General features: G+C 59.2%; 21 protein-coding genes and 1 tRNA gene. 8 read left to right on the top strand and 14 right to left on the bottom strand.

The features are described 5' to 3' along the window. Positions 1-208: 208 nt before the first annotated feature. The 4 genes from ACI5GA_RS10745 to bglX all read right to left on the bottom strand — a co-directional run bounded on the left by ACI5GA_RS10745 (position 209) and on the right by bglX (position 7,360). Positions 209-1,531 carry an MFS transporter gene (locus ACI5GA_RS10745; protein ID WP_404635951.1) on the bottom strand — a complete coding sequence of 441 codons (1,323 nt, stop codon included), beginning with the start codon at positions 1,529-1,531 and terminating at the stop codon, positions 209-211. A 255-nt stretch (positions 1,532-1,786) separates the two neighbouring features. Further along, the gene (locus ACI5GA_RS10740; protein WP_404635953.1) at positions 1,787-3,118 is read right to left on the bottom strand and encodes a sigma-54-dependent transcriptional regulator; all 1,332 of its coding nucleotides are present in this window, start codon (positions 3,116-3,118) and stop codon (positions 1,787-1,789) included. Further along, the gene (locus ACI5GA_RS10735) at positions 3,115-4,869 is read right to left on the bottom strand and encodes a sensor histidine kinase (protein ID WP_421422757.1); all 1,755 of its coding nucleotides are present in this window, start codon (positions 4,867-4,869) and stop codon (positions 3,115-3,117) included. Before ACI5GA_RS10735 ends, ACI5GA_RS10740 begins: the two co-directional genes overlap by 4 nt. A 190-nt stretch (positions 4,870-5,059) precedes the next feature. Then, a complete protein-coding gene (bglX, locus tag ACI5GA_RS10730) occupies positions 5,060-7,360 on the bottom strand; it encodes a beta-glucosidase BglX (RefSeq protein WP_404635957.1) in 2,301 nt (766 codons plus the stop codon). 281 nt (positions 7,361-7,641) lie between these two features. On the opposite strand from bglX, the gene ACI5GA_RS10725 reads away from it, so the two are divergent. The 4 genes from ACI5GA_RS10725 to ACI5GA_RS10710 all read left to right on the top strand — a co-directional run bounded on the left by ACI5GA_RS10725 (position 7,642) and on the right by ACI5GA_RS10710 (position 10,984). Continuing rightward, positions 7,642-8,265 carry a LemA family protein gene (locus tag ACI5GA_RS10725; RefSeq protein ID WP_404635959.1) on the top strand — a complete coding sequence of 208 codons (624 nt, stop codon included), beginning with the start codon at positions 7,642-7,644 and terminating at the stop codon, positions 8,263-8,265. After that, positions 8,265-9,005: a TPM domain-containing protein gene (locus ACI5GA_RS10720; protein ID WP_404635961.1), complete on the top strand. Its 741-nt coding sequence runs from the start codon at positions 8,265-8,267 to the stop codon at positions 9,003-9,005. Before ACI5GA_RS10725 ends, ACI5GA_RS10720 begins: the two co-directional genes overlap by 1 nt. A gap of 26 nt (positions 9,006-9,031) precedes the next feature. Next, positions 9,032-9,649: a TPM domain-containing protein gene (locus tag ACI5GA_RS10715; protein ID WP_404635963.1), complete on the top strand. Its 618-nt coding sequence runs from the start codon at positions 9,032-9,034 to the stop codon at positions 9,647-9,649. A gap of 117 nt (positions 9,650-9,766) precedes the next feature. Continuing rightward, positions 9,767-10,984, top strand: coding sequence for a class I SAM-dependent methyltransferase (locus tag ACI5GA_RS10710; RefSeq protein WP_421422756.1), 1,218 nt, complete (start codon positions 9,767-9,769; stop codon positions 10,982-10,984). Here ACI5GA_RS10710 and ACI5GA_RS10705 read toward each other — a convergent pair. Beyond that, on the bottom strand, positions 10,981-11,880 hold the full coding sequence (locus tag ACI5GA_RS10705; protein WP_421422755.1) for a DMT family transporter: 900 nt from the start codon (positions 11,878-11,880) through the stop codon (positions 10,981-10,983). The genes ACI5GA_RS10710 and ACI5GA_RS10705 overlap by 4 nt on opposite strands. A gap of 89 nt (positions 11,881-11,969) precedes the next feature. Continuing rightward, complete coding sequence (locus ACI5GA_RS10700; protein WP_421422754.1) at positions 11,970-12,128, bottom strand: hypothetical protein; 159 nt, start codon at positions 12,126-12,128, stop codon at positions 11,970-11,972. Between the two features lies 1 nt (position 12,129). Between ACI5GA_RS10700 and ACI5GA_RS10695 the strand changes: the two genes are divergently transcribed. After that, positions 12,130-12,360, top strand: coding sequence for a hypothetical protein (locus tag ACI5GA_RS10695; protein ID WP_404635971.1), 231 nt, complete (start codon positions 12,130-12,132; stop codon positions 12,358-12,360). A 114-nt stretch (positions 12,361-12,474) separates the two neighbouring features. Here the strand turns inward: ACI5GA_RS10695 and ACI5GA_RS10690 are convergent, their stop codons facing one another. Beyond that, positions 12,475-13,506 (bottom strand): DUF4917 family protein, encoded by a 1,032-nt coding sequence (locus ACI5GA_RS10690; protein WP_421422753.1) that lies wholly within the window; start codon positions 13,504-13,506, stop codon positions 12,475-12,477. A gap of 274 nt (positions 13,507-13,780) precedes the next feature. Here ACI5GA_RS10690 and ACI5GA_RS10685 point away from each other — a divergent pair, with 274 nt between their 5' ends. The 3 genes from ACI5GA_RS10685 (at position 13,781) to ACI5GA_RS10675 (ending at position 17,686) form a co-directional block, all read left to right on the top strand. Then, on the top strand, positions 13,781-14,023 hold the full coding sequence (locus ACI5GA_RS10685) for an SPOR domain-containing protein (protein WP_404635975.1): 243 nt from the start codon (positions 13,781-13,783) through the stop codon (positions 14,021-14,023). Between the two features lie 313 nt (positions 14,024-14,336). Further along, entirely contained in the window at positions 14,337-16,634 is a 2,298-nt protein-coding gene (locus tag ACI5GA_RS10680) for a TonB-dependent receptor (protein WP_421422752.1), read from the top strand. 152 nt (positions 16,635-16,786) lie between these two features. Then, positions 16,787-17,686 carry a LysR family transcriptional regulator gene (locus ACI5GA_RS10675; protein ID WP_421422751.1) on the top strand — a complete coding sequence of 300 codons (900 nt, stop codon included), beginning with the start codon at positions 16,787-16,789 and terminating at the stop codon, positions 17,684-17,686. 4 nt (positions 17,687-17,690) lie between these two features. Here the strand turns inward: ACI5GA_RS10675 and ACI5GA_RS10670 are convergent, their stop codons facing one another. From ACI5GA_RS10670 to ACI5GA_RS10640, 7 genes are all read right to left on the bottom strand, one after another. Continuing rightward, complete coding sequence (locus tag ACI5GA_RS10670) at positions 17,691-18,908, bottom strand: YbfB/YjiJ family MFS transporter (RefSeq protein ID WP_421422750.1); 1,218 nt, start codon at positions 18,906-18,908, stop codon at positions 17,691-17,693. Positions 18,909-19,110: 202 nt separating this feature from the next. After that, positions 19,111-19,184: transfer RNA gene (locus tag ACI5GA_RS10665), tRNA-Gly, on the bottom strand. 225 nt (positions 19,185-19,409) lie between these two features. After that, a complete protein-coding gene (locus tag ACI5GA_RS10660) occupies positions 19,410-20,294 on the bottom strand; it encodes an alpha/beta fold hydrolase (RefSeq protein ID WP_404635983.1) in 885 nt (294 codons plus the stop codon). Between the two features lie 321 nt (positions 20,295-20,615). Next, the gene (locus ACI5GA_RS10655) at positions 20,616-21,308 is read right to left on the bottom strand and encodes a pseudouridine synthase (protein ID WP_421422749.1); all 693 of its coding nucleotides are present in this window, start codon (positions 21,306-21,308) and stop codon (positions 20,616-20,618) included. Between the two features lie 33 nt (positions 21,309-21,341). Continuing rightward, positions 21,342-21,581, bottom strand: coding sequence for a cysteine-rich CWC family protein (locus ACI5GA_RS10650; RefSeq protein WP_421422748.1), 240 nt, complete (start codon positions 21,579-21,581; stop codon positions 21,342-21,344). After that, positions 21,578-23,059, bottom strand: coding sequence for a sensor domain-containing diguanylate cyclase (locus ACI5GA_RS10645; protein ID WP_421422747.1), 1,482 nt, complete (start codon positions 23,057-23,059; stop codon positions 21,578-21,580). The genes ACI5GA_RS10650 and ACI5GA_RS10645 overlap by 4 nt, the downstream gene beginning before the upstream one ends. Before the next feature lie 97 nt (positions 23,060-23,156). Next, positions 23,157-26,315: a dermonecrotic toxin domain-containing protein gene (locus tag ACI5GA_RS10640; RefSeq protein WP_421422746.1), complete on the bottom strand. Its 3,159-nt coding sequence runs from the start codon at positions 26,313-26,315 to the stop codon at positions 23,157-23,159. Positions 26,316-26,348 lie beyond the last annotated feature (33 nt).

The raw sequence follows: 26,348 nt of genomic DNA, 5'->3' as shown, positions 1-26,348 counted from the left end.
ACTGGCGTGGGCTGCCCTCGTTGCGGTGACGCATATGCGCTGATTCGCTGCGGACGCCGTTCATGTGGGAGCCGGCTTGCTGGCGAAGGCGGCGTACCGGTTAAAGATCAGTTGATTGACCTATCGCTTTCGTCGGAACGCCGCCCGCACCAAGCCGGCTACCACCGGAAAAGCTCGACCGGCAGCAGAGTATCTGCAAGCCATCATCTCAGTCAGTCTCGATGCGCGAATGCTTGCGGGTGTCTTTCATGAACACGTACACCAGCAGCGAGACGGCGATACAGGCGGTGACGTACCAGTAGTAGCCCGTTTCCATGCCGATGCTCTTGAACCACAGCGCAATGTATTCCGCGGTGCCGCCAAAGATCGACACGGTCAGAGCGTACGGCAGACCAACGCCCAATGCGCGAATCTCGGTTGGAAACAGCTCGGCCTTCACCACGGCGTTGATCGAGGTGTAGCCGCTGACGATGATCAGCGCCGCCATGATGAGGAAGAACGCCCCCCACCAGGTCTGGATGGTGTGCAATGTGCTGAGGATCGGCACCGTGCACAACGTGCCGAGTACACCGAAGGCGATCAGGATCGGGCGACGGCCGATTTTGTCCGACAGCGCGCCAATCACCGGTTGCAAACACATGAACAGAAACAGCGTGGCCGCAGAAATGGTGGTGGAGTCGGAGATGCTCATGCCGACGGTGTTCACCAGGTATTTCTGCATGTAGGTGGTGTAGGTGTAGAAGGCCAGCGTGCCGCCCATGGTCAGGCCGACGACGGTCGCCAGTTCCTTGGGATGGCGCATCAGGGTACGCATCAGGCTTTCTTTCGGTGCTTCTTTCTTCTGAGTGAACGACTCGGTTTCTTCCATGCCGCGACGCAGGAACAGCGCGACCACCGCACACAGGGCGCCGATGGCGAACGGAATGCGCCAGCCCCATGCGTTCAGCTCTTCGGTGGTGAGGGTTTGTTGCAGGACGATCAGCACACCCAATGCGATGAGTTGGCCGGAAATCAGGGTCACGTATTGGAAGCTTGAGTAGAACCCGCGGCTTTCCTTGGTGGCCATTTCACTGAGGTAGGTGGCAGAGGTGCCGTATTCGCCGCCCACCGACAGGCCTTGCATCAGACGGGCGAGCACCAGCAGGATCGGCGCGCCGACGCCGATGGTTTCATAGCCTGGGGTCAGGGCGATGATCAGCGAGCCGAAGCACATCAGCAGCACCGAGGCCATCAGCGCAGCCTTGCGCCCCTTGCGGTCGGCGTACAGGCCCATCAACCAGCCACCGATCGGGCGCATCAGAAAGCCCACAGCGAAGATCGCGGCGGTGTTCAGCAGTTGTGCAGTGGTGTCGCCTTTCGGGAAGAAGACTTTGGCGAAATAGAGGGAAAAGGCGGCGTAGACGTACCAGTCGTACCACTCGACCATGTTGCCGACCGAACCGGAGAAAATGGATTTCAGACGGCTGCTGGTGGTCTTTTCGGCGACAGGCGCCGTAGCCGATCCAGATGATGCAGAGTTGGGGATAGCCATGAGGTTTACCTGCAAGTCATTGTTTTTAGAGGGAACGCGGCGAAGCGGTCTGACGACTGTGATAGCAGGACCTGTGCCAAGGCGTGAGAGGCCCGGTTTAGAAGGGTTTGTGAAGTTCTAGTGAGCGGAAATCCGCTTATGGGCGTTATTGGGGTGAGCGAAAAACTGCCGACGCATGGGGCGCCGTAGCAGTCCGGCAAGCCGAGCTGCTACACAAGCATCGTTGGCAGGCCGGGCTGCTACAAAGGGCTGGCGCTAGGGGCCAAGAAAATCTTCGCGCACCAACCCATGGCGCTGCATTTTTTCGTTCAAGGTACGGCGCGGCAGTTGTAACTCTTCGAGCACCGCCTTGATGTCCCCACGATGCCGACTCAACGCCGAGCGCAGGCAATGAGCTTCGAACGCTTCCTGCTGAGCGACGAGGGATTGCCCTGCTGGCAGATCGACCGAGGCCGGGTTGTCCAGCCCCAGCACCTGACGCTCGGCCGCATTGGCCAGTTCGCGTACGTTGCCGGGCCAGTCGTGGCTCAGCAGATGACCCAATTGGCCGCCACTGAGCGTTGGAGCGCTGCGACTCAGACGTTGCGCCGCTTGACGCGAGAAGTGGTTGAACAGAAGCGGGATGTCTTCACGTCGCTCGCGTAATGGAGGAAGTCGCAATTCGGCGATGTTGAGGCGATACGCCAGATCCTCTCGGAAGCGCCCGGCACGGGCTTCTTCGAGCAGATCGGGTTTGGTGGCCGCGACGATGCGTAAGTCGACCTCAATGCTCTGATTCGACCCCAGTCGTTCCAGGCGCCGCTCTTGGATCACCCGCAGGAGTTTTACCTGTTGAGCCAGCGGCATGCTCTCGATCTCGTCCAGAAACAGCGTGCCGCCATCCGCGTATTCCAGCTTGCCAATGCGTTTACCCTGGGCGCCGGTGAACGCGCCGCTTTCATGGCCGAACAGTTCGGCTTCGAACAGTTGCTCGGGAATGGCGGCGCAGTTGACGGCCACGAATGGCTTGTTCGCGCGCGGACCGAAGTCGTGCAAGCAACGTGCGACCATTTCCTTGCCGCTGCCGGTTTCGCCACGAATCAGCACGTTGACCGGAAGCGAAGCCAGATCCATCACTTGACGGCGCAGGGTCTGCATGGCGGGCGACAGCCCCAGCAATGTCGCGTCCAGGCGGTTCTGCGTGTCAACGTGTGCGTGGAGGCGGCGGTTCTCCAGCACCAGTTCCCGTTTCTCCAGCGCCCTATGAAGGCGGGTCAGCAGGGTTTCCGGGGTGAAGGGTTTTTCCAGAAAGTCATAGGCCCCGTCGCGCATGGCCTCGACCGCCATGGGGACATCGCCGTGGCCGGTGAGCAGGATGACAGGCAGGTCCGTGTCGCGGGTTTGCAGTTCAGCCAGCAATTGCAGCCCGCTCATGTCTGGCATGCGTACGTCGCTGAGCACCACGCCCGGAAAGTCCGCAGGCAGATGTTTCAGGCAGTCTTGCGCGCGGCTGAACACCTTGACCTCGAATCCGGACAGGGAGAGCCATTGTTCGATCGCCTCTCGAATCGGCGCTTCGTCATCGACCACAATTACCGAGTTCATCATGGTTTTTCGGCCTCCGGCGCCTTGGGCAGAGAGAAAGAGAACTGTGCACCCGTATTCAGGTTTTCGGCGATCAGGCGTGCCCCTGATTCATGCACGATGGCGTAGGACACCGCCAGGCCCAATCCCAGACCGTCCCCCACCGGCTTGGTGGTGAAAAACGGATCGAAAATATTGGCCAGATGCTCATCGGCAATTCCGCCGCCACTGTCCGCGACGCAGAGCCGCCAATGATCACTGTCTTCACTGATTCGAATTTCCAGACGTTTGAGCGGTTTATCGCTCATGGCATCCAGCGCGTTGCGCAGCAGGTTGATCAGCACCTGTTCCAGTCGAATCGCATCGCCCAAGACCCAGGCGGGACGCGTCAGATCCAGTACACAACTCACGCGCTCAGTGCGAATCCGGGCCTCGAGCAGCAACAGGGCCTGATCAACCACGCAGGCCAGATCCAGTCGTTCACGCAAGCCGCTGGGGCTTTTGCGGGCGAAGGTCTTGAGGTGGCCGGTGAGGGCGGCCATACGGGTCAATTGCTGGTCGAGCAAGGTCAGCGCCCTGGCGGCATCCTCGATGCGGCCGTGGTCGAGCAGCAGGCGCAGCGTTGCCAACTGCATGCGTTGCGCAGTCAGGGGCTGATTGATCTCGTGGGCCAGCGCGGCGGACATCTGGCCCAACGCCGCCAGTTTGGTCGATTGCACCAGGCCCTCCTGCGCGGTTTGCAGGTCTCGGGTGCGCGCTTGCACCAGTTGTTCCAGTTCTTCACGGCTGCGTTGACGGATACGGGCCAGCCGCCAGCGCTGGTAAAGGAACAGCCCCAGAAACACCAGCGTCAACCAGACCCCAGCTGCGGCCAGAGCAGCGTTGCGCAGGTCCTCGGTGGCGGGTTGGGGTTTGCGCAACAGGTGTAAGGTCCAGCCTTCGGGTTGGAGGAGCCGGGATTGCCATAGGTAATCGGCAGTGCCTTCAGGGGCGATGATCCGGGTCAGTTCACTGCGCTCGCCGAAAGTACGCAGCGACTGTCGGTTCAGCGCGGTCAACGGCTGTTTATCGTACTGGCGGGTGCTGCGCAGTTCGGCCACGTCCTGGTCGGACAGTGAATGCAGCATCCGATAGCGCCAGCCGGGCTGGTTGGCAATGAACACGATGCCTTTGGCGTCGCTGACCAGCAGTATGTCATCACCTTGTGCCCACGTGTGTTCCAGATCGGGAAATTCGAGCTTCACCACCATCGCGCCGATGAACTGCCCTGCATCATCGTGTACGGCGTTGGACAGGAAATAGCCGGGTATACCGCTGGTCACACCCACGGCGTAGAAACGCCCGACGCCTGTGGCTTTGGTTTGAGTGAAGTAGGGGCGAAAGCCGTAGTTGTGGCCGACATAACTGCTGGGCAGCTTCCAGTTGCTGGCGCCGATGGCCAGACCGTTACGGTCAAGCAGCTCCAGCGTCGACGATTTTGCGGCGCCGTTGATCTGTTCCAGCTTCAGGTTGAGCGCCTGTGTGGTTTCGGGGCTGACCGGGCCGTTCAAGGCGGCGCGCAATTGCGGGTCCAGCGCCAGTACCGCGGGCAGGGCGCGGTAACGTTCGATCAGGGTTTGCAGGGTGTTGGCGTATAGCGAGAGTGGTTGCTGTGCTCTTGCCGCGTCGTCTTCCAGCGCGTGACGTTGTGCCTGGTGCATCGCTAATGTCGCGACGATCACTGCACCCGCGATGATAAGCAGAGCATAGACAATGAGGCGGGCAGAGCGTGGCATGGTAACGGCCCACAAATATCGCGCCGAATCCAAATCTCGTTTTCGACGCAGAACCTGTGGAGCCGGCTTGTTGGCGAAAGCGTCGTATCAGACAACACCATGTTGAATGACCCACCGCTTTCGCCAGCAAGCCGGCTCTCACAAGAGGGATGTGTTATTGGCAAGATTTTGCACCTTGCCAACAGGCTTCTTACTGCAAAGTGAAACTGGCTTCTTTCACATTTTCGGAATCCAGCCCGATCATCAGCTTGAAGTCACCGGCTTCAGCCGCGTACTTGAGCGACGGGTTGAAGAACTTCAGGTCTTCCTCGGTCAGGGTGAAGGTCACGGCCTTTTCTTCGCCCGGCTTCAACATGATCTTCTGGAAGTTTTTCAGTTCTTTCACCGGGCGGCTCAGTGATGCTGCAACATCACGCAGGTAAAGCTGAACCGTCGTTTCACCCGCCACTTTGCCGATGTTCTTTACCTGAACGGTGGCCGTCAGCTTGTCCTTGCGGGTCATTTTGTTGATCGACAACACGATGTCCGACACGCTGAACTGGGTATAGCTCAGGCCGTAACCGAACGGGAACAGTGGGCTGGTCGGCTCTTCGAAGTAGTTGGAGGTGTAGTTCGAATCGTTGACGCGATACGGACGACCGGTGTTCAGGTGGTTGTAGTACGCAGGCACCTGACCGACCGAGCGCGGGAAGGTCATCGGCAGTTTGCCCGACGGGTTGTAGTCGCCGAACAGTACGTCAGCCAGGGCGTTGCCGCCTTCGGTTCCGAGGAACCAGGTCTCCAGCATCGCGTCGGCCTGTTTGTTTTCCTCGACCAGTGCCAGCGGGCGGCCGTTCATCAAGACGATGACCAGCGGTTTACCCGTGGCTTTCAGCGCTTTGAGCAGGTCACGCTGACGGCCCGGAATCACCAGGTCGACGCGACTCGCGGCTTCGTGAGACATGTTGCGAGACTCGCCGACAACAGCAACGATCACGTCCGATTGCTGCGCAACCTTGACCGCTTCGTCGATCATCTCCTGCTCAGGGCGACCGTCGATCGGGATCTGGTCATCCATGTTGTCCAGGTACCGGATGGCTTCCTGGTTGTCGGTGACGTTGGCGCCTTTGGCGTAGAGGATTTTTGCCTTGTCACCCACTGCGTTCGCCACGCCGTCATACGCGCTGACCGTTTGACGAGCAAGGCCTGCCGCCGACCAACTGCCCATCATGTCCAGCGAGCTTTTTGCCAGAGGACCGATAACGGCGATGGTGCCTTGTTTCTTCAGTGGCAGGGTGTTGTTGTCGTTTTTCAGCAGCACCATGCTGCGACGCGCGACGTCACGGGCCTCGGCGCGGTGCAGGCGGTTTTCGGCGTTACGGTCGGCAGGGTCATCAACGGCTGCGCCAATGCGCAGATACGGGTTGGCGAACAGGCCCATTTCCCACTTGGCGCCGAGCACTTCACGTACGGCGTTGTCGACTTCCTTGACCGAGACTTCACCGCTCTTGACCAGCGCAGGCAGCTCTTCGCCATAGGCCTTGTCGTTCATGCTCAGGTCAACACCGGCCTTGATCGCCAGCTTTGCGGCTTCGCGGAAGTCCTTGGCGACACCGTGGTCGATCAGCTCTTTGATCGCGCCGTGGTCGCTGACGGTCACGCCCTTGAAGCCCCAGTCCTTGCGCAGCACGTCTTGCAACAGCCAGGTGTTGGCGGTGGAAGGCACGCCGTTGATCGAGTTGAGGGCGACCATCACACCCCCCGCGCCTGCATCGATGGCGGCGCGATAAGGTGGCAGGTAGTCCTGTTGCATGCGCACGGGGCTCATGTCGACGGTGTTGTAGTCACGACCGCCTTCGACCGCGCCATACAAGGCGAAGTGTTTGACCGCCGCCATGATGCTGTTCGGCGCCTGAGTGCTGGTGCCTTGAAAGGCGCGGGTCATGGTCGCGGACAGGCGCGACACCAGATAAGTGTCTTCACCGAAGCCTTCGGAGCTGCGGCCCCAACGGGCATCGCGGGTAATGTCGACCATCGGCGCGAAGGTCATGTCCACGCCGTCGGCGGCAGCTTCGATCGCCGAGACGCGACCGGCGCGGGTAACGGCGTCCATGTCCCAGGTCGATGCCAGGCCCAGGCTGATCGGGAAAATGGTGCGCTGGCCGTGGACCACGTCGTAGGCGAAGAACATCGGGATCTTCATGCGGCTGTGGGCGACAGCGGCGTCCTGCATGGCGCGGTTGTCGGGCAGCACGACGGAGTTGAAAGTGCCGCCGATCTTGCCTGCCGCGATTTCCTTGGCAATTTCAGGCTTGGGCATTTCCGGCCCGATGCTGATGAGGCGCAGTTGACCGATCTTCTCTTCAAGGGTCATTTGCTTCATCAGATTGGCAATGAAGGCGTTCTTGGCTTGCAACGTGGAGAGATTACTGGCGGGCTTGGCGGCCGTTTCAGCCCAGACGGACTGACTGGCCAGGCCGATGACGAGACTCAGTAAACACAGCTTATTCATGTATGAGGTTCTCAAGGCGTCGACCGGCAACTCGCGCGAAATACCGGGTGGCCTTTGTTCTTGGTGTGAAACCTTTGGTTTTTGTTGTCGTCAGGACGCAGTCGTCGCTGAACTCCCGGCCCGTTAGAGCATCAGTAGCGCAGCGAGTTTTATCCGATAGCACAGCGGCAATCCAGAGCCTGGCGACGTAATGGGCCAAGATTATGCCGGGGATCGTCCGATTTGGCTAAAGTCATGTCTGACGGGACGACAAACGCAGGACATAAAGAGGCACGCAGGCCATGCAAATCGAGCGTTACGGGCATATTCGGGGCAGTCGTTACAATTTGTCACTAACACTGCTGATGCTGTTGAGCACCTTGTTAGCCGGTTGCGGTATTAACAACATCCCGACCTACGACGAACAGGTCAAGGCTGCGTGGGCGCAAGTGCAGAATCAGTACCAGCGCCGGGCTGATCTGATCCCCAATCTGGTAGAAACAGTAAAGGGCTACGCCAAACAGGAGCAGGAAACGTTGACCGCGGTGATCGAGGCGCGGGCCAAGGCAACGTCGATCCAGATCGACGCCAATACCCTGAACGATGCAGCCAAACTCAAACAGTTCCAGGATGCCCAAGGCCAACTGACAGGAGCCTTGAGCCGTTTGATGGTGGTGTCCGAGCGTTACCCCGATCTGAAATCGAATCAGAACTTCCTCTCGCTGCAGTCGCAACTGGAAGGTACCGAAAATCGGATTGCGGTGGCCCGGCGTGATTTCATTGCGGCGGTGGAAAAGTACAACACCGAAATTCGTACCTTTCCGGGGCGGCTCTGGCATTCGGTGATGTACAGCGATTTGCCGATACGTCCCAACTTTGAAGCCACCAGCGCCGGGGCCGACAAGGCGCCGGAAGTGAAATTCTGATGCGGGCGGCGCGGCGGGGTGTAGCAGTCGCGTTGCTGGCCATGTTGGTGGGCGTCTTCGCTCCCCAGGTGTTGGCTGAAATCAGATTCCCGGCATTGAGCGGGCGGGTGGTCGATACCGCTGACATGATCGACAACGCAAGCAGGGAGCGTTTGTCGCAGATGCTGCGGGCACACGAAGAACTGACCACCGAACAGGTCGTGGTGGTTACGGTGCCGAACCTGCAGGGGAGCACCATCGAAGATTACGGCTATCAGTTGGGGCGTTACTGGGGCATTGGCCAGCAGGGCAAGGACAACGGTGCGCTGCTGATCGTCGCCAAGGAAGAGCGTAGGGTGCGCATCGAGGTGGGCTACGGCCTTGAGGATCGTCTGACCGATGCGCAATCGTCGGTCATCATCAATCAGATCATCACGCCTGCCTTTAAACAGGGCGATTTTGTCGGCGGTATCAATCGCGGTGCCGATGCCATCGTGCAGGTGCTGGGTGGCGATCCGTTGGCCGAGCCTGCGATGGGGGCGACGGGGGGCGACGATGTCACGGACTGGCGCATGACCCTGTTGCTGTTCGTGCTGTTTGTGATCGCCTGCTATATCAGTGCGCGCTACGGCGGTGTGGGCATCATCGGCCCGGGTAGCTCCCGTGGTGGCGGGGGCTTTGGCTCGGGCGGGTCCAGCTCCGGCGGCATGCGCGGCGGTGGTGGCAGTTTTGGTGGGGGCGGTGCCTCCGGGGGCTGGTAGTCGATGGTTCAACAAGGTCGCAATGCATGACGTTACTCACCGAAGACGAACAGCGGCAGGTCGCCAAGGCCATTGAAGCGGTGGAACGCACGACGGACGCTGAACTGGTCACGGTGCTGGCGGCCAGCGCCGATGATTACGCCTACGCACCGCTGATCTGGGCGGGGCTGATCGGCTTGCTATTGCCGGGGCTGATCAACTTCTATCCCGGTTGGCTCAACGCTAACGAATTGCTGTTGACCCAGATTGCTACTTTTATTGTGGTGGCGTTGTTTTGCCGTTTACCGGCGATCGTCACGCGGCTGGTGCCCGGTTCGGTGCGGCATTGGAGGGCGGGCAGCCTGGCGCGACGGCAGTTTCTTGAGCAGAACCTGCATGCCACGGCGAACGGCACCGGTGTGTTGATTTTTGTCAGTGAGGCCGAGCGCTACGTAGAAATCATCGTCGACGATGGAATTGCGCGGCAGGTGGATGACATGGTCTGGCGCTCGATGGTCGATGTCTTCACCCGGCAAGTGGGGGAGGGCAAGATTCTGGAAGGGTTTCTGGGGTGCATTCGTTCTTGCGGCGAGGTGCTGAGTGCTCAGGTGCCGGTGACCCAGCCGCGCAATGAATTGCCCAATCGGCTGATCGTTCTGGAATAAGGCTCTGTAGCAGTCCGGCAAGCCGGACTGCGGTAGCCGCAAATAAATTGCCCATCACCACCCCATCCCCGCCTAAAATACCGCCCTCGCATTATTCGCTTCCCGAGGCTGCACCCGATGTCCGTCACCGCCCCCAACACCACCCCTGCGCAGGATCACCGCGCGGACTTTCTGAGCCTGCTTGAGACCTGTCTGACACAGAACTCGCTGATCAAGCTGGTGCTGGCCAGATACGTGGGTGAGGAGGCGGAGTTGCAACGGATCATCATCAAACCGACCACGATCAAGCAGCAGCCTTGCCTGTCCTTCGTCTATCGCTACAAGACCCGGGACATCACCAAGAATCATTCCTTGCCAGAAGCCCAGGCGCTGATTGCCAGCCTGTTGCCCGAGTCGTTCAAGAACGCTCACTTACTCTCGTTGACGGACGAAGTGCAACTTGAGTTCGGCAAGAAGGGCAAGAGCACGTTGCATCGCAATACCCCTCAACAGCAGCGCGAAGCGCCGTCTGCGGGGCATGATCGTGAGAAGAAACGCTATCTGGAGTTGAGCCGTCCGTTCCTCACCGATCTGGGCGTGACCGATAAACAGCATGCGCTGATTCCTTCCATGTCGCGCAAATGGAAGCAGATCAACAAGTTCATCGAGGTGTTTTCCCATGCCCTGGCCACCTCGCCGATCAACCTCGACAAGCCGGTGACGGTCGCGGACTTCGGCTCGGGCAAAGGCTACCTGACCTTTGCGATCCACGATTATCTGCGCAACACCTTGCAGGCCGAAGGTAACGTCACGGGGGTTGAGCTGCGTGAAGACATGGTCACACTGTGCAACGACGCGGCCAGTCGACTGGAGCATCCGGGGCTGGCGTTTAAATGCGGCGATGTGCGTTCAGTGGCCCCGAGTGAACTGGACGTGATGATCGCGCTGCACGCCTGTGATATCGCGACCGACTATGCGATTCACACCGGCATCCGTTCCGGCGCGTCGATCATCATGTGCTCGCCGTGCTGTCACAAACAGATTCGTCTGCAGATTCAAAGCCCGACGTTGCTCAAGCCGATGCTGCAATACGGCCTGCACATGGGCCAGCAGGCCGAGATGGTGACCGATGCCTTGCGCGCGCTGTTGCTGGAAGCCTGCGGTTACGAGACCAAGGTCTTTGAGTTCATCTCGCTGGAGCACACCAACAAAAACAAGATGATTCTGGCGGTCAAGCGTGCCACTGCGACCGATCCGGCCGAGTTGCTGGCGAAGATTCAGGAGCTGAAAACCTTCTACACCATCAGCGAGCAGTGCCTGGAGACGTTGCTCCAGGCGGATGGCTTGCTGGGTTAAAGGCGGGTGGCCGCGACCGGCTTTGGCGCGATGACTGCGGTCTTGCGTCCAATGGCCAGCGTCACGACCACGCCTGCGGCGAAAATCCAGGTGATCGGGTCGATGTGCTCACCGAAGAACAGCGCCGAAAAGGCCATGGTGAAAAACAGCTGTACCAACTGGATCTGACTGACCCGCGCGATCCCGCCCATGGCCAGGCCTGCGTACCAGGCGAAGAAGCCAATGAACTGGGAGAACAGCGATACGTAGCCGAAGGCCCACCACGCCCCCATCGAAATGGGTCCCTGATGCTGTGAAGCCAGATAGCCGACGGGGATGACCAGCACTGGCATCGAAATCACCAGCGCCCAACAGATCACCTGCCAGCCGCCCATCTGTTTCGCCAGTCGCCCACCTTCTGCGTAGCCCAGGCCGCCAATCGCCACCGCCCCAACCATCAGCAAATCGCCCGCCTGCAAATTGCCCGCGCCGCTGATCAGCGCGTACCCCAGCACCAACACACTACCCATCGCAGCGCAGGCCCAGAAGGCGCGAGACGGACGCTCATGAGACAACCACGCGGCATAGATCGCCACCAACAAGGGCTGTAGGCCGTTGACCAGTGCGCCGTGGGACGCCGGAAGGGTTTTCATGGCCCAGGCCGACAACACCGGGAAGCCAATGATCACACCCAGGGCCACCACCATCAGCGCTTTGAACTGAGCGAGCGTGGGCAGCTTCTCTCGGCGCCACAGCAGCAACGCGGCTGCCGGAATCGCCGCCACAAGTGCTCGCCCAAGGCCGTTGAGCAGTGGATGGATTTCCTGAACGACGATACGGGTCATGGGCAGGGTCAGGCTGAAGATGACCACTCCGAGCAGCCCCAGGAGCATGCCGGTGTTTTCGCGAGAAGACATGTTGAATCGTGCCTTGTTGTTATAGATGAACGAAGACATTCATTCAGCCACAGAACGGGCACTTAGCCCCTTAACAGCTAGCGACAGAATCAGCCGTACACTTTGGGGGACAGGGTGGAAATGCCGTTTTCGAGGATTTTTCCGTGAGCGCCGCTCAGGGTCAAATGTTGGTGCAGAACTTGAATGCCATCTTCCTGCAACAGTTTGAAGGTCAAATTGCTGCCATTGAACTTAGTCAGGAGAACCATCGTGTCGGTCATCGGAAAGTGGGCGTTGCAAGGTGTCGTAGTGTTCGTGTTCGCATGGATGGCGACCGTGGCGGCTCAGTGGTCATCGAGCGTCGTCAGATCGACGAGCAGCGACCGTCTGGCGGCCTTGAGCAGTGTCCGGCTCTCGACCGAAACGATGGCCGCCAGCGTCGGCAGACAAGCACAGGGCGGTGCGGTGTTGGCGGGCGCGTTGTCGGAAAGTAACGAGTAAACGCTTCAGGGTGGGAAGAATCGGAGCGTTGTGATTGTCGGGATGAATGACCGGACCATTTGAGGTCCGGTTTCTGTTTTGGCTGGGGAAGATGCAGTGATCGTAGGGCGGTGATCAGCCGTTCTTCAATTCCAACCCCTCCTTCAACCGCGCCACCGGCACCGCCAGATCCGGATTCCCCAGTGGATGAGTTCTGGCATCGAAGAACTGCAGCTCGATATTCTGCCCCTCGAACAGGGTGCTGTAATGCCGTTTCTGGTGCTGCACAAATGCGTCGCTGCGAGGCAGGACCGAAATGGCCACCGTTTTCGGACGGGCCTGAAGAACGGCATTGAGAATGTGCCGGTCCTGCCGACCCAGTGCATGACCGAAGATGCACAGCGCACCCTGGTGCTGCGCCAGTTGAGCGTGACAATAAGCGAGGTAATCCGAGCCACGGATGATCTTCATCTTGTCGTCACTGCGTCCTTCACAGACGAACAGTGGCACGTCCTCCAGCGCGTTGACGGCAAAACTGCCCAGTAGGGTGCTTTCCGAAGATTGCAGCTTGCGCGTGGTGCCGTCGAAGTTCTTCACCAGGTGCATGCCGCCGTGTAGATACAGAATTCGGGTAGCGTGGCTGGCGGTGCGGTGCAGGTTGAAGGTGGCGTCTTCGTCGAACAGATCATCGAACGGGTGTGCACCATGCATCACTGCCCAGTAGGCAAGCAGGTCGTAATTGGTTGAGTACACCGTGTCGTATTGACCCAGCGCATGGCCGATATGGGCGATGGTCGAAGGCGCCATCAAACGCCACGGAATGTGCGCCGAGCGAATGCCATGGATCAATGCTTCCTTGATAGCGAAGTAGCGATTACGTGGGGATGACGAACTGATCGTCAGTGCGGCATTGACTCGCATCGCCACCTTCAGGCCGCTGAGCACGGGCTCGAAGTTCTCCGTTTCCATCGATTTGAACAGCGCCAGTTCGGTCGGGCTCAACGGCTTGTTACGGGTCGTCTGGGCCAGTTCGAACAGCGAGTCGTATGCGAAGTTCTTCCACACGGCCAGGCTCGCGCCGTTACCCAGCAACAGGCCCGAGCAGGGATGAATGGTCTGCAACTGGGTCCAGTCGGACAATTTGGCATCAAAATCGGTGAAATCCATCGTCTCGCTTCGCTTTCGGGTGAACAGGCACTGACCAGAGCCAGAACGGAGTGGACTTATAGGAACACAGGTCTGGCTTGTCAATGTGGCTGCCTGTGGTCGGTCAAACTGAAAAACCTTCGAACTGCTGAACCCTGCGCTTTTCTAACCTCTGAACGTTCAAATCCCGCGATCCAGACGCCGTCGGTCCGCTGGTGAGTCAACAGGCTGATACCGGGTGTAAGGTTTTTCGGGTCAGAGCCCACAACACTCTCTGAATGAGAGGGAGGTACCCATGCACAGTGCGATGCTTAGCAAAACGCATTTCAACGGTTACGACGTGATTAACGTGAACAACGGTCCATGGCGCGTCTGCACCGACCATGACCGATTGGGATCGTTCGGGACAAGGGAGGAGGCGATGGCGTTTGCGGCGTCGCTACCGGCTTATAAAGAGCGGGCGGCGATGAAGGCTCAAGTTAATGAGGATAAGCCTGAGAAAAAAGCGCACAGGGCGAAGGATGAGACGAGGCATTGAGTGCGGGAGCGGCTTAAAGCCCCTGTGATTGAGCAGGGGCTTTTTAATATGTTTTTAAATGGATAGGAGTAACCAGCCTGATGGACGGAGAGGCGGCAAGCCTGGAAGGTAGGTTTCTGGATATTGCTCTACGACGGGTCACCCGAAAATGCTTCCGGGCATGACGTACACCTGACCGGCTGAAATGTAACGAAATATGTCAGCCCCGCATCCCACGCATCTCCATTACAAATCCCTGTAAAGCTGGCAAAAGGCCGTTGATAGAATTTCGCTGTTGTGAATGCGATTTATTCTCCTTGACGAAGGCCGACTGATGTCCTCCCCAACCCAACTCAACCTCCAGCGCGGCGCCAGCCTTTCGCTTGCCGCTTCTCGTACACACACGCTCGCGCCGTTGATGGGGCTGGCGACGTTCATGGCGTTACCGATGTCGACTTGGGCGGCCGGACAGGACGCCTCGACCGGTCAAGCGGCGGCGGAGGACTTGACCCTCCCGGCCACCAGCATCGACAGCCAGAGCGATGCGCCGTACACCACCGAGAAGCTCAGCTCGTCCAAGTCCACCGAGCCACTGCTGGACACGCCACAAAGCGTCACGGTGGTGTCGTCGCAACTGCTCAAGGAGCAAAACGCTCAGAGCTTGAAAGACGCGCTGCGCAACGTGCCGGGCATCACCTTCAACTCCGGCGAGGGCGGCGGTGGGGTGGGTGACAGCCTGACCATTCGTGGCTTCAACGCCGACGGCAACATCTATCGCGATGGCGTGCGTGACCCCGCGAAATATTCGCGCAATGACTTTTTCAATACTGAATCGGTGGAAGTGCTCAAAGGCTCCAGTTCCGCAGGTTGGGGCGTGGGTGCGACTGGCGGCGCCGTCAATCTGGTGACCAAAGCGCCGGTGCTTGACGACTTCAATCACGTCAGCGCGGGCGTTGGCACGGCGGATTATCGTCGCGGCACGCTGGACGTAAACCACACCCTTGACGGTCTGGGCGAAGGCGCCGCGTTCCGTCTGAATATCATGGGTAACAACTCTGGGGTCGATGGTCGTGACTGGGTCGGCGACGAGCGCTATGGCTTCGCGCCTTCGCTGGCACTGGGTCTGGGCACCGACACCCGCTTCACCGTTGCGTACGAATACATTCACGACAACAGCAACCCGGATTACGGTATCCCGACGGTCAACGGTACCAACGGCAGCCGCCCGAGCCGGGCCGGTGGCGCGAGCTGGAACAGCTACTGGGGTTGGCGCAACCTGAACTACGAAGACAACGAATCCCATCGTCTGAACATGAAGTTCGCCCATGACTTCAACGATTCGCTGAGCGTCGACACCCAGTTCACCTATTTCCATCTGGATCACGATTACTTCATCACCACACCCGGCGGTGACGCCACGGCGGGTGCGCCAGGGATTCAGGCCGGCAGCGGAATCTACCGCCGTAACGTCAACACTCCGCAGCGGACGCAGACCAACGAAACCTTCAGCAACCAGACCAACCTGACCTGGAAAGTCGACACCTTCGGCATTGGTCATACGCTGGTCGGCGGCTTCGACCTGAGCAAGCAAACGCTGGATTCGAAAACCGGGGCACTCACCGCCGCCGACCGTGCGCGCATGGGCAGCCTGCCGACGTCCAGCAACGACTGGTCGAAGTACCCATTCAGCGCCAACACCTACTACTCTGCCAAGCAATCGGTGGAGCAGACGGACAAGGCGTTTTACGTGCTCGATACGCTGAAGTTCAATGACAATTGGCAGTTGCATCTGGCTGCGCGTCAGGACCATTTCGATGCTCGCGTGACCGACAACGAAAGCCGCGCCAGCCAGACGGCTGCGTGGACCGATCTGGGTAATTCCGATCAATCGGAAAAACTCACCAGTGTTCACACCGCGCTGGTCTATAAACCGGTGCGCAACGGCAGCTTCTACATCAGCTACGCCAACGCCAAGCAGCCGTCCGGCGTACTGGCCGTGGCGCAGACGGGCAGCATTGCATCGACCAAGGGCGATCGGGGCAAGACCTACGAACTGGGCACCAAGTGGGAGTTGTACGACGGTGCGTTGGAGTTGACCGGCGATGTGTTCGAAACCAAACGCCAACTGACCTTCATCGACGATGACGAAGGCACCGCATTCACGGGCGGCGAAGAGCGCGTGCGCGGTCTGGAGCTTTCCGGCACCGGCAACATCACTCGCAACTGGTCGGTCTACGGCGGCTACATCCACGAGAACAGCAAGCTGGTCAAAGGCTACAACGGTTCGGAAGAAGGGTTGGAGCTGGCCAACACGCCGCAGAATGCCCTCAACCTATGGACCACTTACAAGCTGCCGCTGGACCTTTCGGTCAGCTACGGTGTGCGTTACGTCGACGAGGTGAAAATCTACCGTGGTCAAGGCGCTGTCCTGACTCGCGCAGGCGAAACCACTGTCCCGGATTACGTGGTGCATGACGCCATGGTCAGTTGGCGAGCCACTCGCGATCTGGATGTGCGGGTGAACGTCAACAACCTGTTCGACAAGCACTACTGGTCGCAATACAACGGCCGTGGTTACGGCGTGCCAGGTGCAGGTCGTGGCCTGATGCTGAGCGCTGACTACTCGTTCTGAATGCTGCAGAGCACAGGCGCGGGCGTCGGGTCGATATTCCCCAATCGACCTGACGTGCGCGCCGACTTGTTCCTGATCACCATGCGGCTTAATCTCGAAAGCGTTATAAACCCTTTAAGGGTTATTGGTTTTTGAGATAGCAGGTAAGCCCCGTGGATGTGATCGATCTGAAAGTCGTGGACGCTGTGGCCAGGCACGGCAGCATGAACAAGGCCGCTGTCGAGCTGAACACCGTGCAATCCAACGTTTCTTCACGCATTCGTTCGCTGGAAGACGAACTCGGTGTTTCGTTATTTCAGCGCAGTGCCAAAGGCGTGCAGATCACGCCTGCCGGACGGCGCGTTTTACCCTACGCCGCAAAACTCGCCAAACTGCTTTCCGATGCCGCCGCTGCTGCCCGTGACGACGGCACGCCATCAGGCGTGCTGGAAATCGGCACGCTGGAAACCACTCTCGCACTGCGTCTGCCACTGTTGATCGCGCGTTTCGCCAAGACGTATCCCGACGTCCGCCCGGTGGTCAGGACGGGCACGACCAGTAGCCTGATTCAGGCGGTTGTCGATTGTCAGCTTGAAGGTGCGTTTGTGGCCGGACCCGTCAGTCATCCCGAGTTGCTCGCCGAAACGGTGTTTCACGAAGAGCTGGTGTTGGTCACCTCCCGCGCCATCCGTTCACTGGACGCGGTCGCGACCATCGCTCATTTGAAAACCATCGTGTTCCGGGTCGGATGCTCCTACCGTCAGCGCCTCGATGCGCTGCTCGCAAGCCTTGGCGTTCAGGCGCCCGAGCCGCTGGATTTCGGTTCCATCGAGGCGATCATCGCCTGCGTGTCAGCGGGCGTTGGCGTCACACTGCTGCCCCGAGGCGTCGTGGCGGATGCGTGGCAGGAAGGGCGCGTTGCCGTGCACGAAATACCGCCCGCTTTTGCTCAAGTCGAGACGGTTTTCATACGGCGTGTCGACAGCCATTTCTCCAGTGCATTGGCGACGTTTCTCAAGAGCGTGCATCTGGAGAGCCAGGCGCGCTCGCTGAATGTTCGTCAGTTGGCCTGAGGCGCTATCGCGTGATGCGGCTGGGAACTCGCGCCGCGACAAGGTCGATCAGAAGTGCCAGCGCGATGGCTCCGGTCCCCAGCATGAACAGCAGCGCGTACTGGCCGCCACTGAGTGTAAACAGATACGAAAACCCATAGGCCGCGACTGCTTGAAACAGGGCGAAACCCACGGTGGCCGTGCGCCAGGCAGGGCCTTGCTGAGCAGGATGGTGGGCCAACAGTTCCTGAACACGACCGAGCACCAAAGGCACCGTTCCGGTTACGAACGCGCCGACCACCATGCTCGACGCTATCAGCCACGGCGCGCTCGCACTGAGGGCGGGAATACACACGCACCCCCCCTCAAGGATGAACGACAGCCGAAGTGCCAGAGCAAAGCCCACCCTGTCCGCCAAAACCCCTGCCAGTAGCGGCCCCAATGTCGCGCCGATACCAAACAGCACCCAATAATGAGCCCCGACCTCCAGCCCCTCGTTCAATCCATGGGCAATGAACGCCACCAGAAAAATCATGTGCGGCACCCAGCCTGCGGCGTTTAACGCGTACTCGATGTACAGGGCCTTGAGCGTGGTGTTTTTCGTCTGGCGTGGGGGTTGACCCGATTTCGTCGGCTCAACTTCCTGCAATGGCCATCCCTTCCACGCCAGTGCTGTGAACAGCAGCGAGATCACGCCAAGCCCCAGCCACGTCTGTGTAAGCCCCTGTTGCAGCAACAACGGCACCAATGTTCCCGAGGCTGCAATCCCGACGCCGACCCCCATGAAAATCACCCCGCCCGCCAGCCCTTTCTTCGACGGCGCGACGTGCGCCAACACCGCAGGAGCGGCCAGTACCATCAACGCACCACCGGAAATCCCCGACAGCAGCCGCCACACGAAAAACCACAGATAGGAAACCGGAAAGGCGCAGGCCAGAAACGCGACACTCGCCAGCAGCATCATTGCTCGCAGCGTGAAAGCGGTGGACGACTTCTCTGCCATCACTCGGCCCGTCAACGCGCCCATCAAATACCCCGCCAGATTCGCAGCCCCCAGATACGCCGCCTTCGACGAGTCGAACCACCCCGCATCGATGATCGCGGGCAGCAGCGGGGTATACGCGAAACGTGCAAGGCCAATGCCGACGAGGCTTGCGGAAAAGCCTGACGCAATGGCCCATTTGCTGTTGTGGGGGCTGGTGTGAGTGGTTGTGGAGCGAGAAGAGAGGTGAGCGTTTTCCATCGTCATCGCCTGGGTGATTTCGGATGGGTTACGTTAGGCAGAACTGGGTATCTGGAGAAGCGAATAAATTAGATTGCAGATATCTGTGTATGAGATATGAAATCTCTAGATTGTCATCCATAAAAAAACCGGCCAATCGGGCCGGTTTCGTATAACGATTCCCTCATCAAGTCATGTTGACCTAACGTCAGGAGTAAATTTCTGGAGCGGGTAGAGGGAATCGAACCCTCAACTAAAGCTTGGGAAGCTTTCGTTTTACCACTAAACTATACCCGCATTTGACACACTTTTTTACATGCCAAAGCAGGCGTTTCCGAGAGCGCTCTCGTGAATGGCCTTGACGCGTTCAGCGGGTGACTTTGTACCAGATGCCGCTGACGAATTGAAGCTTTAAATACCTCGTCGAGCATTCAGCGTTGCTGACAGAAGGTTCGGGATTCATCCGCCGAGAACTGTTGGACGGGCGCTGGCGAATGAATCCGTACCTTTGGACCTTCACGGTCAGATTGCAAATGCATGGTGCGTCTGTACCTGTCTGTAGCGGTTTCGGCTCGGTTCCGGGGCCGGGGTGAGGAAGCTCAGCAGAGCGTTCTGAGAGTCCAGGCAGGCTGCCTTGTGCTCCATATCCAGAAAGTGCCCGGCGTCCTTGATGGTGGTGAAATGGCAGTCGCGCACATGGTTCTGGAACAGCCTGGCGTCATCCACCGACGTGTATTCGTCCCATTCCCCATTCATGAACAGCACCGGCACGTTGATGCGTTTGGCGGCCTTGAGCTGTTTCTGCGTCGTCGCTTCCAGCACATGGTTGATGTGGTGGTGCATCTGCGCGTATTCGTGCAGGTCCAGTGAGCTGACGTGTTTGTAATTGAAGCGCTTGAACAACGAGGGCAAGTGCTTGCCAATCGTGCTGTTGATCAAGGTGCCGACTTCGAAGCGGTCGAACGCGCCCAAGTGTTGCTGGCCTCGGGTGAGGTAATCGCGCATCGGTTCGTTGATCACGGGTGAGAACGAGCTGATGACGGCCTTTTCGATGCGTTTGGGGCGATGGGCCAGGGCAACCAGTGTCGGAGCGCCACCCCACGAGAACGACATGATGTGCTCGGCGTTGAAGTGGTCGATCAGCTCCAGCAGGATCTGCCCTTCGATTTCCTTGGTCAGCGGTGTTTCGTTGAGGTTGTGGGGTTTGGATTTGCCCGCATACGGCTGGTCATAGAGCACCACGTTGAATTGCGGGTGCAGGTTGCGGACGGTCTGGGCGAAAGATGCTGTAGTGGCCAGTGAGCCGTTCACCATGATGATGGTCTTTTCTGCGGCATCTGCGCGATAGAACTCCGTGTAAACCCGAAACTGGCCCTGTATATCAAGCACAGCGATTTCTGGCCTCATATCCATGTCTCCTGACGTTAAAACAGGTGTGCGCGCAGCGACGTTAACAGTGACGTTGCACGAGTTTCGTGACAGGTAGGCAATGCCTTGAAGTGGCCCCGTGTCGGTCCGTTTACGGGCTGGCCGACAGGTATTGTTATTGGCGGGCGATTTGTCGGATGTCGCGCTTGGCCGCGTGGTACCGACAAAAGGTTTCTTAGAATGCGTAAGTGACTCTCCGGTCACATGTGGACCGACGATTGGATTCAAGCAGGCGACCCGGGATGTCGCAAGTGCCGTTCGCGAATTGTCCTACACGACCTGCCGAGCGGTCGAAAGACGTCAGATGTGCTGAATCTCTTCAGCAGAAAGTGCCCGGTAGTGCCCGGGCTGCAAGGCGGGATCGAGAACCAGCGGCCCTATGCTTTCCCGGTGCAGATTCACAACCTTGTTGTCGAAAAAACCGAACATCCTTTTGACCTGATGATAACGGCCTTCGACGATGCTCAGCCGTGCGTGATGGCTGTCAAGTATCGTCAAGTGCGCTGGGAGTGTGGTCAGGTCTTCGAAGGCAAAGTAGAAGCCTTCTGCGAATTTTTCGATGTAGTGCTCACCGATCTCTTGCTCGGTTTCGACGTGATACACCTTAGGCAGTTTGGTGCTCGGTTGGGTTAGACGGCGGGACCATTGGCCGTCATTGGTGATCAGCATCAGGCCCGACGTGTTGAAGTCCAGGCGTCCGGCGATGTGCAGATCCTGTTTGTCCGGCTCGTCCAACAGGTCGAGGACGGTGGGGTGTTGCGGATCGCGGGTAGCGCTGACGCAGCCGGGTGGTTTGTGCAGCATGAAGTAGCGGGCGGGTTTACCCATTTGCAGGATTTCGCCATCGAAGGTCACTTGGCTGAATTCACGCACTTCGTGCAGCGGTTCTCTGATCGTTACGCCATCCACCGTCACTCGACCTGCGAGCAATGCCAGGCGCACGTCCTTGCGGCTGAAGCGGGGGAGGTTGCTGAGGAAGCGGTCGAGGCGCATGGGCGTTTGAGGGTAGAGAGAAGGATGCGGATATTAAGGTATGTGACGACTTTGTAGGGGCGTGGCTTGGTCTGCTTCGACAAGGCCGGCGCAACGCGGGCACAGGCAGGCTTTGTTTCGGACGTCTTCGGGTAATGCCGCCAACACCGCAGAATCGATGGTCTCTGTAAAACACCAGCACGCCCGATCCACCGTGCGCGGATCGGCCAGCGTGCAACGGTTGCTTTGGCCACACACCGGACAGGTATCAGGGTTGATGTCAGTGCTCGTCATGCCGGTTCTGCCATCTCGGTACACACCTGATTGCGCCCGCTTTGCTTGGCGCTATAGAGCGCCTGGTCCGCGCGTGCGATCAGGCTTTGCAGGGTGTCGTCGGGGTGAAGTTCGGTCACGCCCAGACTGACCGTGACTTGCAGGGCAGAGCCTGTGAACACGTAGGTGTGTTGCTCGGCGAGCAGACGAATTTTCTCGGCGACGCGTCGGGCACCGCTGCTGTTGGTGTCCTTGAGCAGGATGATGAACTCTTCGCCACCCCAACGGCAAATGATGTCGCTCTCACGCAGGCAGCGGCGCACGTCGTCGGCAAAACCGGTCAGCACTTCGTCACCCGCCAGATGGCCGTGGGTGTCGTTCAGGCGTTTGAAGTGGTCCAGGTCCAGCAGCATGGCTGAGAGCGCCTTGTGATCGCGTCGTGCGTCGTCGATGGCGTTCATCGCGATGCGGTCGAAGCCGCGGCGATTCGGCAAGCCGGTCAAGCTGTCGACCATCGCCTGAGTTTCGATGCGCACCTGAAAACGACGAATGACCCGATGCAGCAAGTACAGCACCAGCAACATGACCGCCAGGCAAATCGACAGGTTCAGATACAGCGAGCGGCGAATGTCCGTCAACGCGCCGTCTTCACGCTTGTCGACGAACAGGTACCAGTTCAGCTCGGGGATGTAGCGCACGTTGAGAAAGTGCCCATCGCCCAGCGACTCATATTGATAACTTCCGCTCTGGGGCTTGGGCATTTGCGCCTGCAAGTCCTTGAGGTTCGGCAACTCGCGCAACACCTGGCCGATCTTCGCCCCTTGCGGGCCGCCTTCGGCGCCGGTCAGCACCAGACGTCCGAACGCGTCGACGAAGTACACGCTGCGCTGGTAGCGCTGTTGATAGCGGTCGATCAGCTTGATCACGGCGTCGACGGTCAGCCCCACGCCCGTGGCACCGATGAAGTTGTCGTTGTAGTCGAACACTTTGTAGTTGATGAAGAAGGTCAGGTTGTCCTTGTTCGCCAGGTCAGGGTCGACGTTGATCTCGTAAGGTTCGGCCATGTCCCGCACGCGGTAGTACCAGACGTCGCGAGGCTCGTCGGGCCGGATCTTCTTCAGTACGCCCTTGGCCTGGTAATAGGTCAGGCTTTGGTTGGACACGAAGAACGAGGTGTAGGCACCGTAGTGATCCATCACCTCTTTCAGATAGCGCGTCATTTGCTGCGAGTCTTTCTCCCCTGCCACGACCCAGTCGCGTACGAAGGTGTCGCGGGCCATCATTGACGAGATCAGCACCGGGCGGACCAGATCTTTCTGGATCTCGGAGTAGACCGTGTCCGACGTCAACGGCAATTCGGTGTTGACGATGCTGTCGCGAATGGCGTCCCGCGAGGCGAAATAGCTGAGCAAGGAGGTTGCCAGAAAGCCGCTCCCCAACAGGATCACCAACGTCAACAGCAGGGAGCGTTGTGAATGGAGCGTGGAACGAAGGGGCATGACCAGTCCGCTTGAAGAAGTAATCCATTGAGCGACACATGCTAGCCTGCTGCCACCCCTTGGCGCCATGGGCTTGTGCAGTTTCCGGCCGGTTTGCTCAGGGCGAAATGGGGATTGCGGCCGTGTCAGGCACGAATCTGGGCGCCAGTCCCAGGCTTGCGCTGATCACCGAACAACGGCAATGCACGAGCAGAATCTTGTCGTAGTGAATACCGTGTCGATGCAATTGCTCGAACAGATCCTCCAGTGTTGCGCCTGCCATGCCGAAGCGGTTGCGTACAGTGAGCACGTCCATGGGCGTTGCCGGTATCTCGGCGGGCAGCGGTGAGCGATAGCTGTTGGAAACGATTTGGGAAATGTCCCGATAGCTCTCATAGGTGTCGCTTTGGTATTTGGCCAGCGAGTAGTTCTTGATATGGCCGGACAAGGTCGTACCCGCCATCAAGGTGTCACCTTCGACAAGACTGGAAAACGACATTGTTGCCGGTCCCGCCTGTGGCTGTGTGCTATCGATTTTTGCGTAGGGCAGCACGGATTGACTGACCACTTTGTGCAGGCCGGGATCAATCAGCACATGGCCATGAGGGGCGTAGGTTCTGAGTTCCGTGCCATTGGGGACGGCGGTGGTGCGAGTCCAGGGGAAATAGTAGCCGTGGCTACTGACCACCAGGGTTCTGGCTTGCGAACGGTCGGACGTCCAGAGCAGGAATTTGCGCCCCAGTTTCCAGACCCTGACTGGCTCGCTATCGAAGGTGCGGCTTGCGGCCACCCGCCAATTTTTCAGCGGCCCCGATCCGTTAAAAAAGCGGCTTAGCACGGTTTTACGCGATTGCGTGGCATGTTGCAGCCACAGGCCGAAATTGCGCAGGGGCGGGGTAGCTGCGGTGAGTCCGACCAGCTTCGTGGGCGTGGCAAGGCGACTGAACGACCGGAGCAGGCTGGGGGTGGCGGGAGCAAGTTGCAGCAGGCCCAGTGACAGAATGATGGCCAGCACCTGCCGTTTTTCCTCTGTCCGGTCGCCCGGAAGATTCGCTGCCTGAACACGCAACGCAAGGCTGGCTGCGCTTGCCGTCAGTGACGCAATCGCGGCAGCAGGTAATAGCAGCGCCAGTGGTGCAAGCAGGACCTGCAAGCGGTTGAGTCGTCGGGTCAAATCATCGAGCAGCAATTCGCGGTCGGTCACGATGCTGCTTTGCGCGTCGGAGAGGCTGTTGCTGCGCAGTTGTTCCAGGATAAAGCTGACGGGACATCCTTCAAGAAGCTGTTCGCCCCATTCATGATTCACGGCTTTGTACACCGCTTCGCGATACAGCCGATCAGTCCAGGGACGCAGGCGCGATACGGGCTCTGGAGGGCGCCTCAGGTCTGCCCACAGTTCCAGAATGTAGTTGCACGATGAGTGAAGGTGCAGGGGCATGTAGTTGAGGACAGTGGCACGCCATGAGGGATCGGCAGCGGCACGACGAAGGTGCTCGCTCAGTTGCCCGGAGGTCGTGAATTCAACGAAGGCCCGAGGCTGACCCGCCTGGTACAGGACGCCTCCCGGTTGACCAGCATGACGCAGTACAAGCAACCCCCCGCAAGGTGGGCACAGCGTGCCCCCCACAGGGCCACCGTCCAGATAGAAGCCAATGGCGCTCCACTGAGCATGGCGCCGGGAAATGCTGCGTTTCTGCTCCTGCAGGGCAGACACCAGAAGATTGAACCCCTTGGTCGACAGGTCACCGTGTTTGAGGTTGAACAGGGCCTGACCGATCAGCGTCGACCACAGGCCGCGCTCGACGGCAGGCGACTGATCTTGCCAGAACCGCCGCAGTTTGCCGCTCATGTTGGTGAGGAACTTGATGTTTCTGATATGGCGCTCGACAGCCGCCGCAGTGAGTGGAACTTCATTCTCCACGCGCCACTGGCCTGCACCGTCATGGTCCTCGTACACGACCCAGCGCCCGCCTTCGTCGTCATAGCCGATCGGGCGGCGCTCGCGAAAGTTCTGTACCAGCGCCTGATCGAGTGCGACCGGGGTTTCATCAGGGGACACGATCTCGGGATTCACGGCCAGTTGCGCATGCCCCCAGGGTCTGATGGATGTGCCTCGAAGGTAGCGAACGAACACATGGGCTGGATCGACTTTGCGCCCGAGCGTCTGTGTGAGCCATTTACCCATGATCCGGTTGGCCACCCCCAGTGGTGTTGGAATGCGTTTCTTGAGGTGCGCCGCGCTGTGCCAGTGGTCGAGCGCACTGATCAGTGTCAACGCCGGGTTGATCAGTAGCAGCAACGAAGGGACAGCAAGGTGATCGAGCGAGAATTGCTCTTGCGCCGAGCGCAGGTAAGTGAACAGATCGCCACGAATCTCCCTGCCGAGTGTGAGATGGCCCGGCGCATCGCCCAAGTCCAGATGCGCCCGGTGCCAGGGTGACCGGTTGAGTATTTCCAGCACTTTCTCGGAGTGCCAGGGGGCGTTGTCGCTGATGTACTCCAGGCAATCGGGCTGCTCACCCTGCAGATGAACGAAGCAGTGCCCGGTGCGTCGGGACTTCACATGAAACAGACCGGGAATGGGTTCGTCGTTCAGCAGCACACCGTTGACGGTCGAGTGTTGGGGCGAAACGCTCGCCTCCAGAGGATCGAGCGTTGTTGGGAGGCGATGGATGCCCATCGTGTTGAGGCCCAGCCAATAGCTGTCGCGGCTGATCTTTCCGGTTTTGTACTGTCGGTGCAGGCCATGCAGAAATGAACATTTGGCGAGCAGTTGCCATGTGTCAACGTAGCGCTGCCAGAACTGGCGCAATAGAGTTTCGTAGGCGCCAGGCCAGTTGGCCCTGATCAGCATTCTGAACAGATGCTGGATCGTAAACCCAGGGGCATGGTCGAGCAGCGGGCGTTCAGGCTCGACAGCGCAGCGGGTCAGGGCAAGAAAGGCTTCTGGTTCCAGCAGGGTTCGGCCCAGCTCGCGCAAGGACAGCCTCAGCTCATAGCGCTCCTGCCCGTCCACATCCACCGCGGGATGCTCCTCGGTGGTGAAGTCGATGTGCACGGCATCCAGGTCGACAGTTTCGTTAAAGGGCGTTCTCAGGGCTTCGCTGAACTGGTGGTCGATCCAGGTTTCTACAGGGGGCGGCATCGCCATGTCGAGCTGCCAGGCTTTCAGGACCCAGATCGATCCCGAAAGCAGGCGAGCGACAGGACTGTTGCGCAGCCTGGCGATGTGGTTGTGATTCAGGATGGCGGGGGAGGCGGGTAGAGCGTCGGTCATGGCGAAACACATATGAAGGAATAAGCCCTTCAC

Source organism: Pseudomonas sp. Pseu.R1 (genome assembly GCF_045764065.1).
Classification (GTDB): Bacteria; Pseudomonadota; Gammaproteobacteria; order Pseudomonadales; family Pseudomonadaceae; genus Aquipseudomonas.
This window is presented reverse-complemented; position numbering and strand designations above follow the sequence as displayed.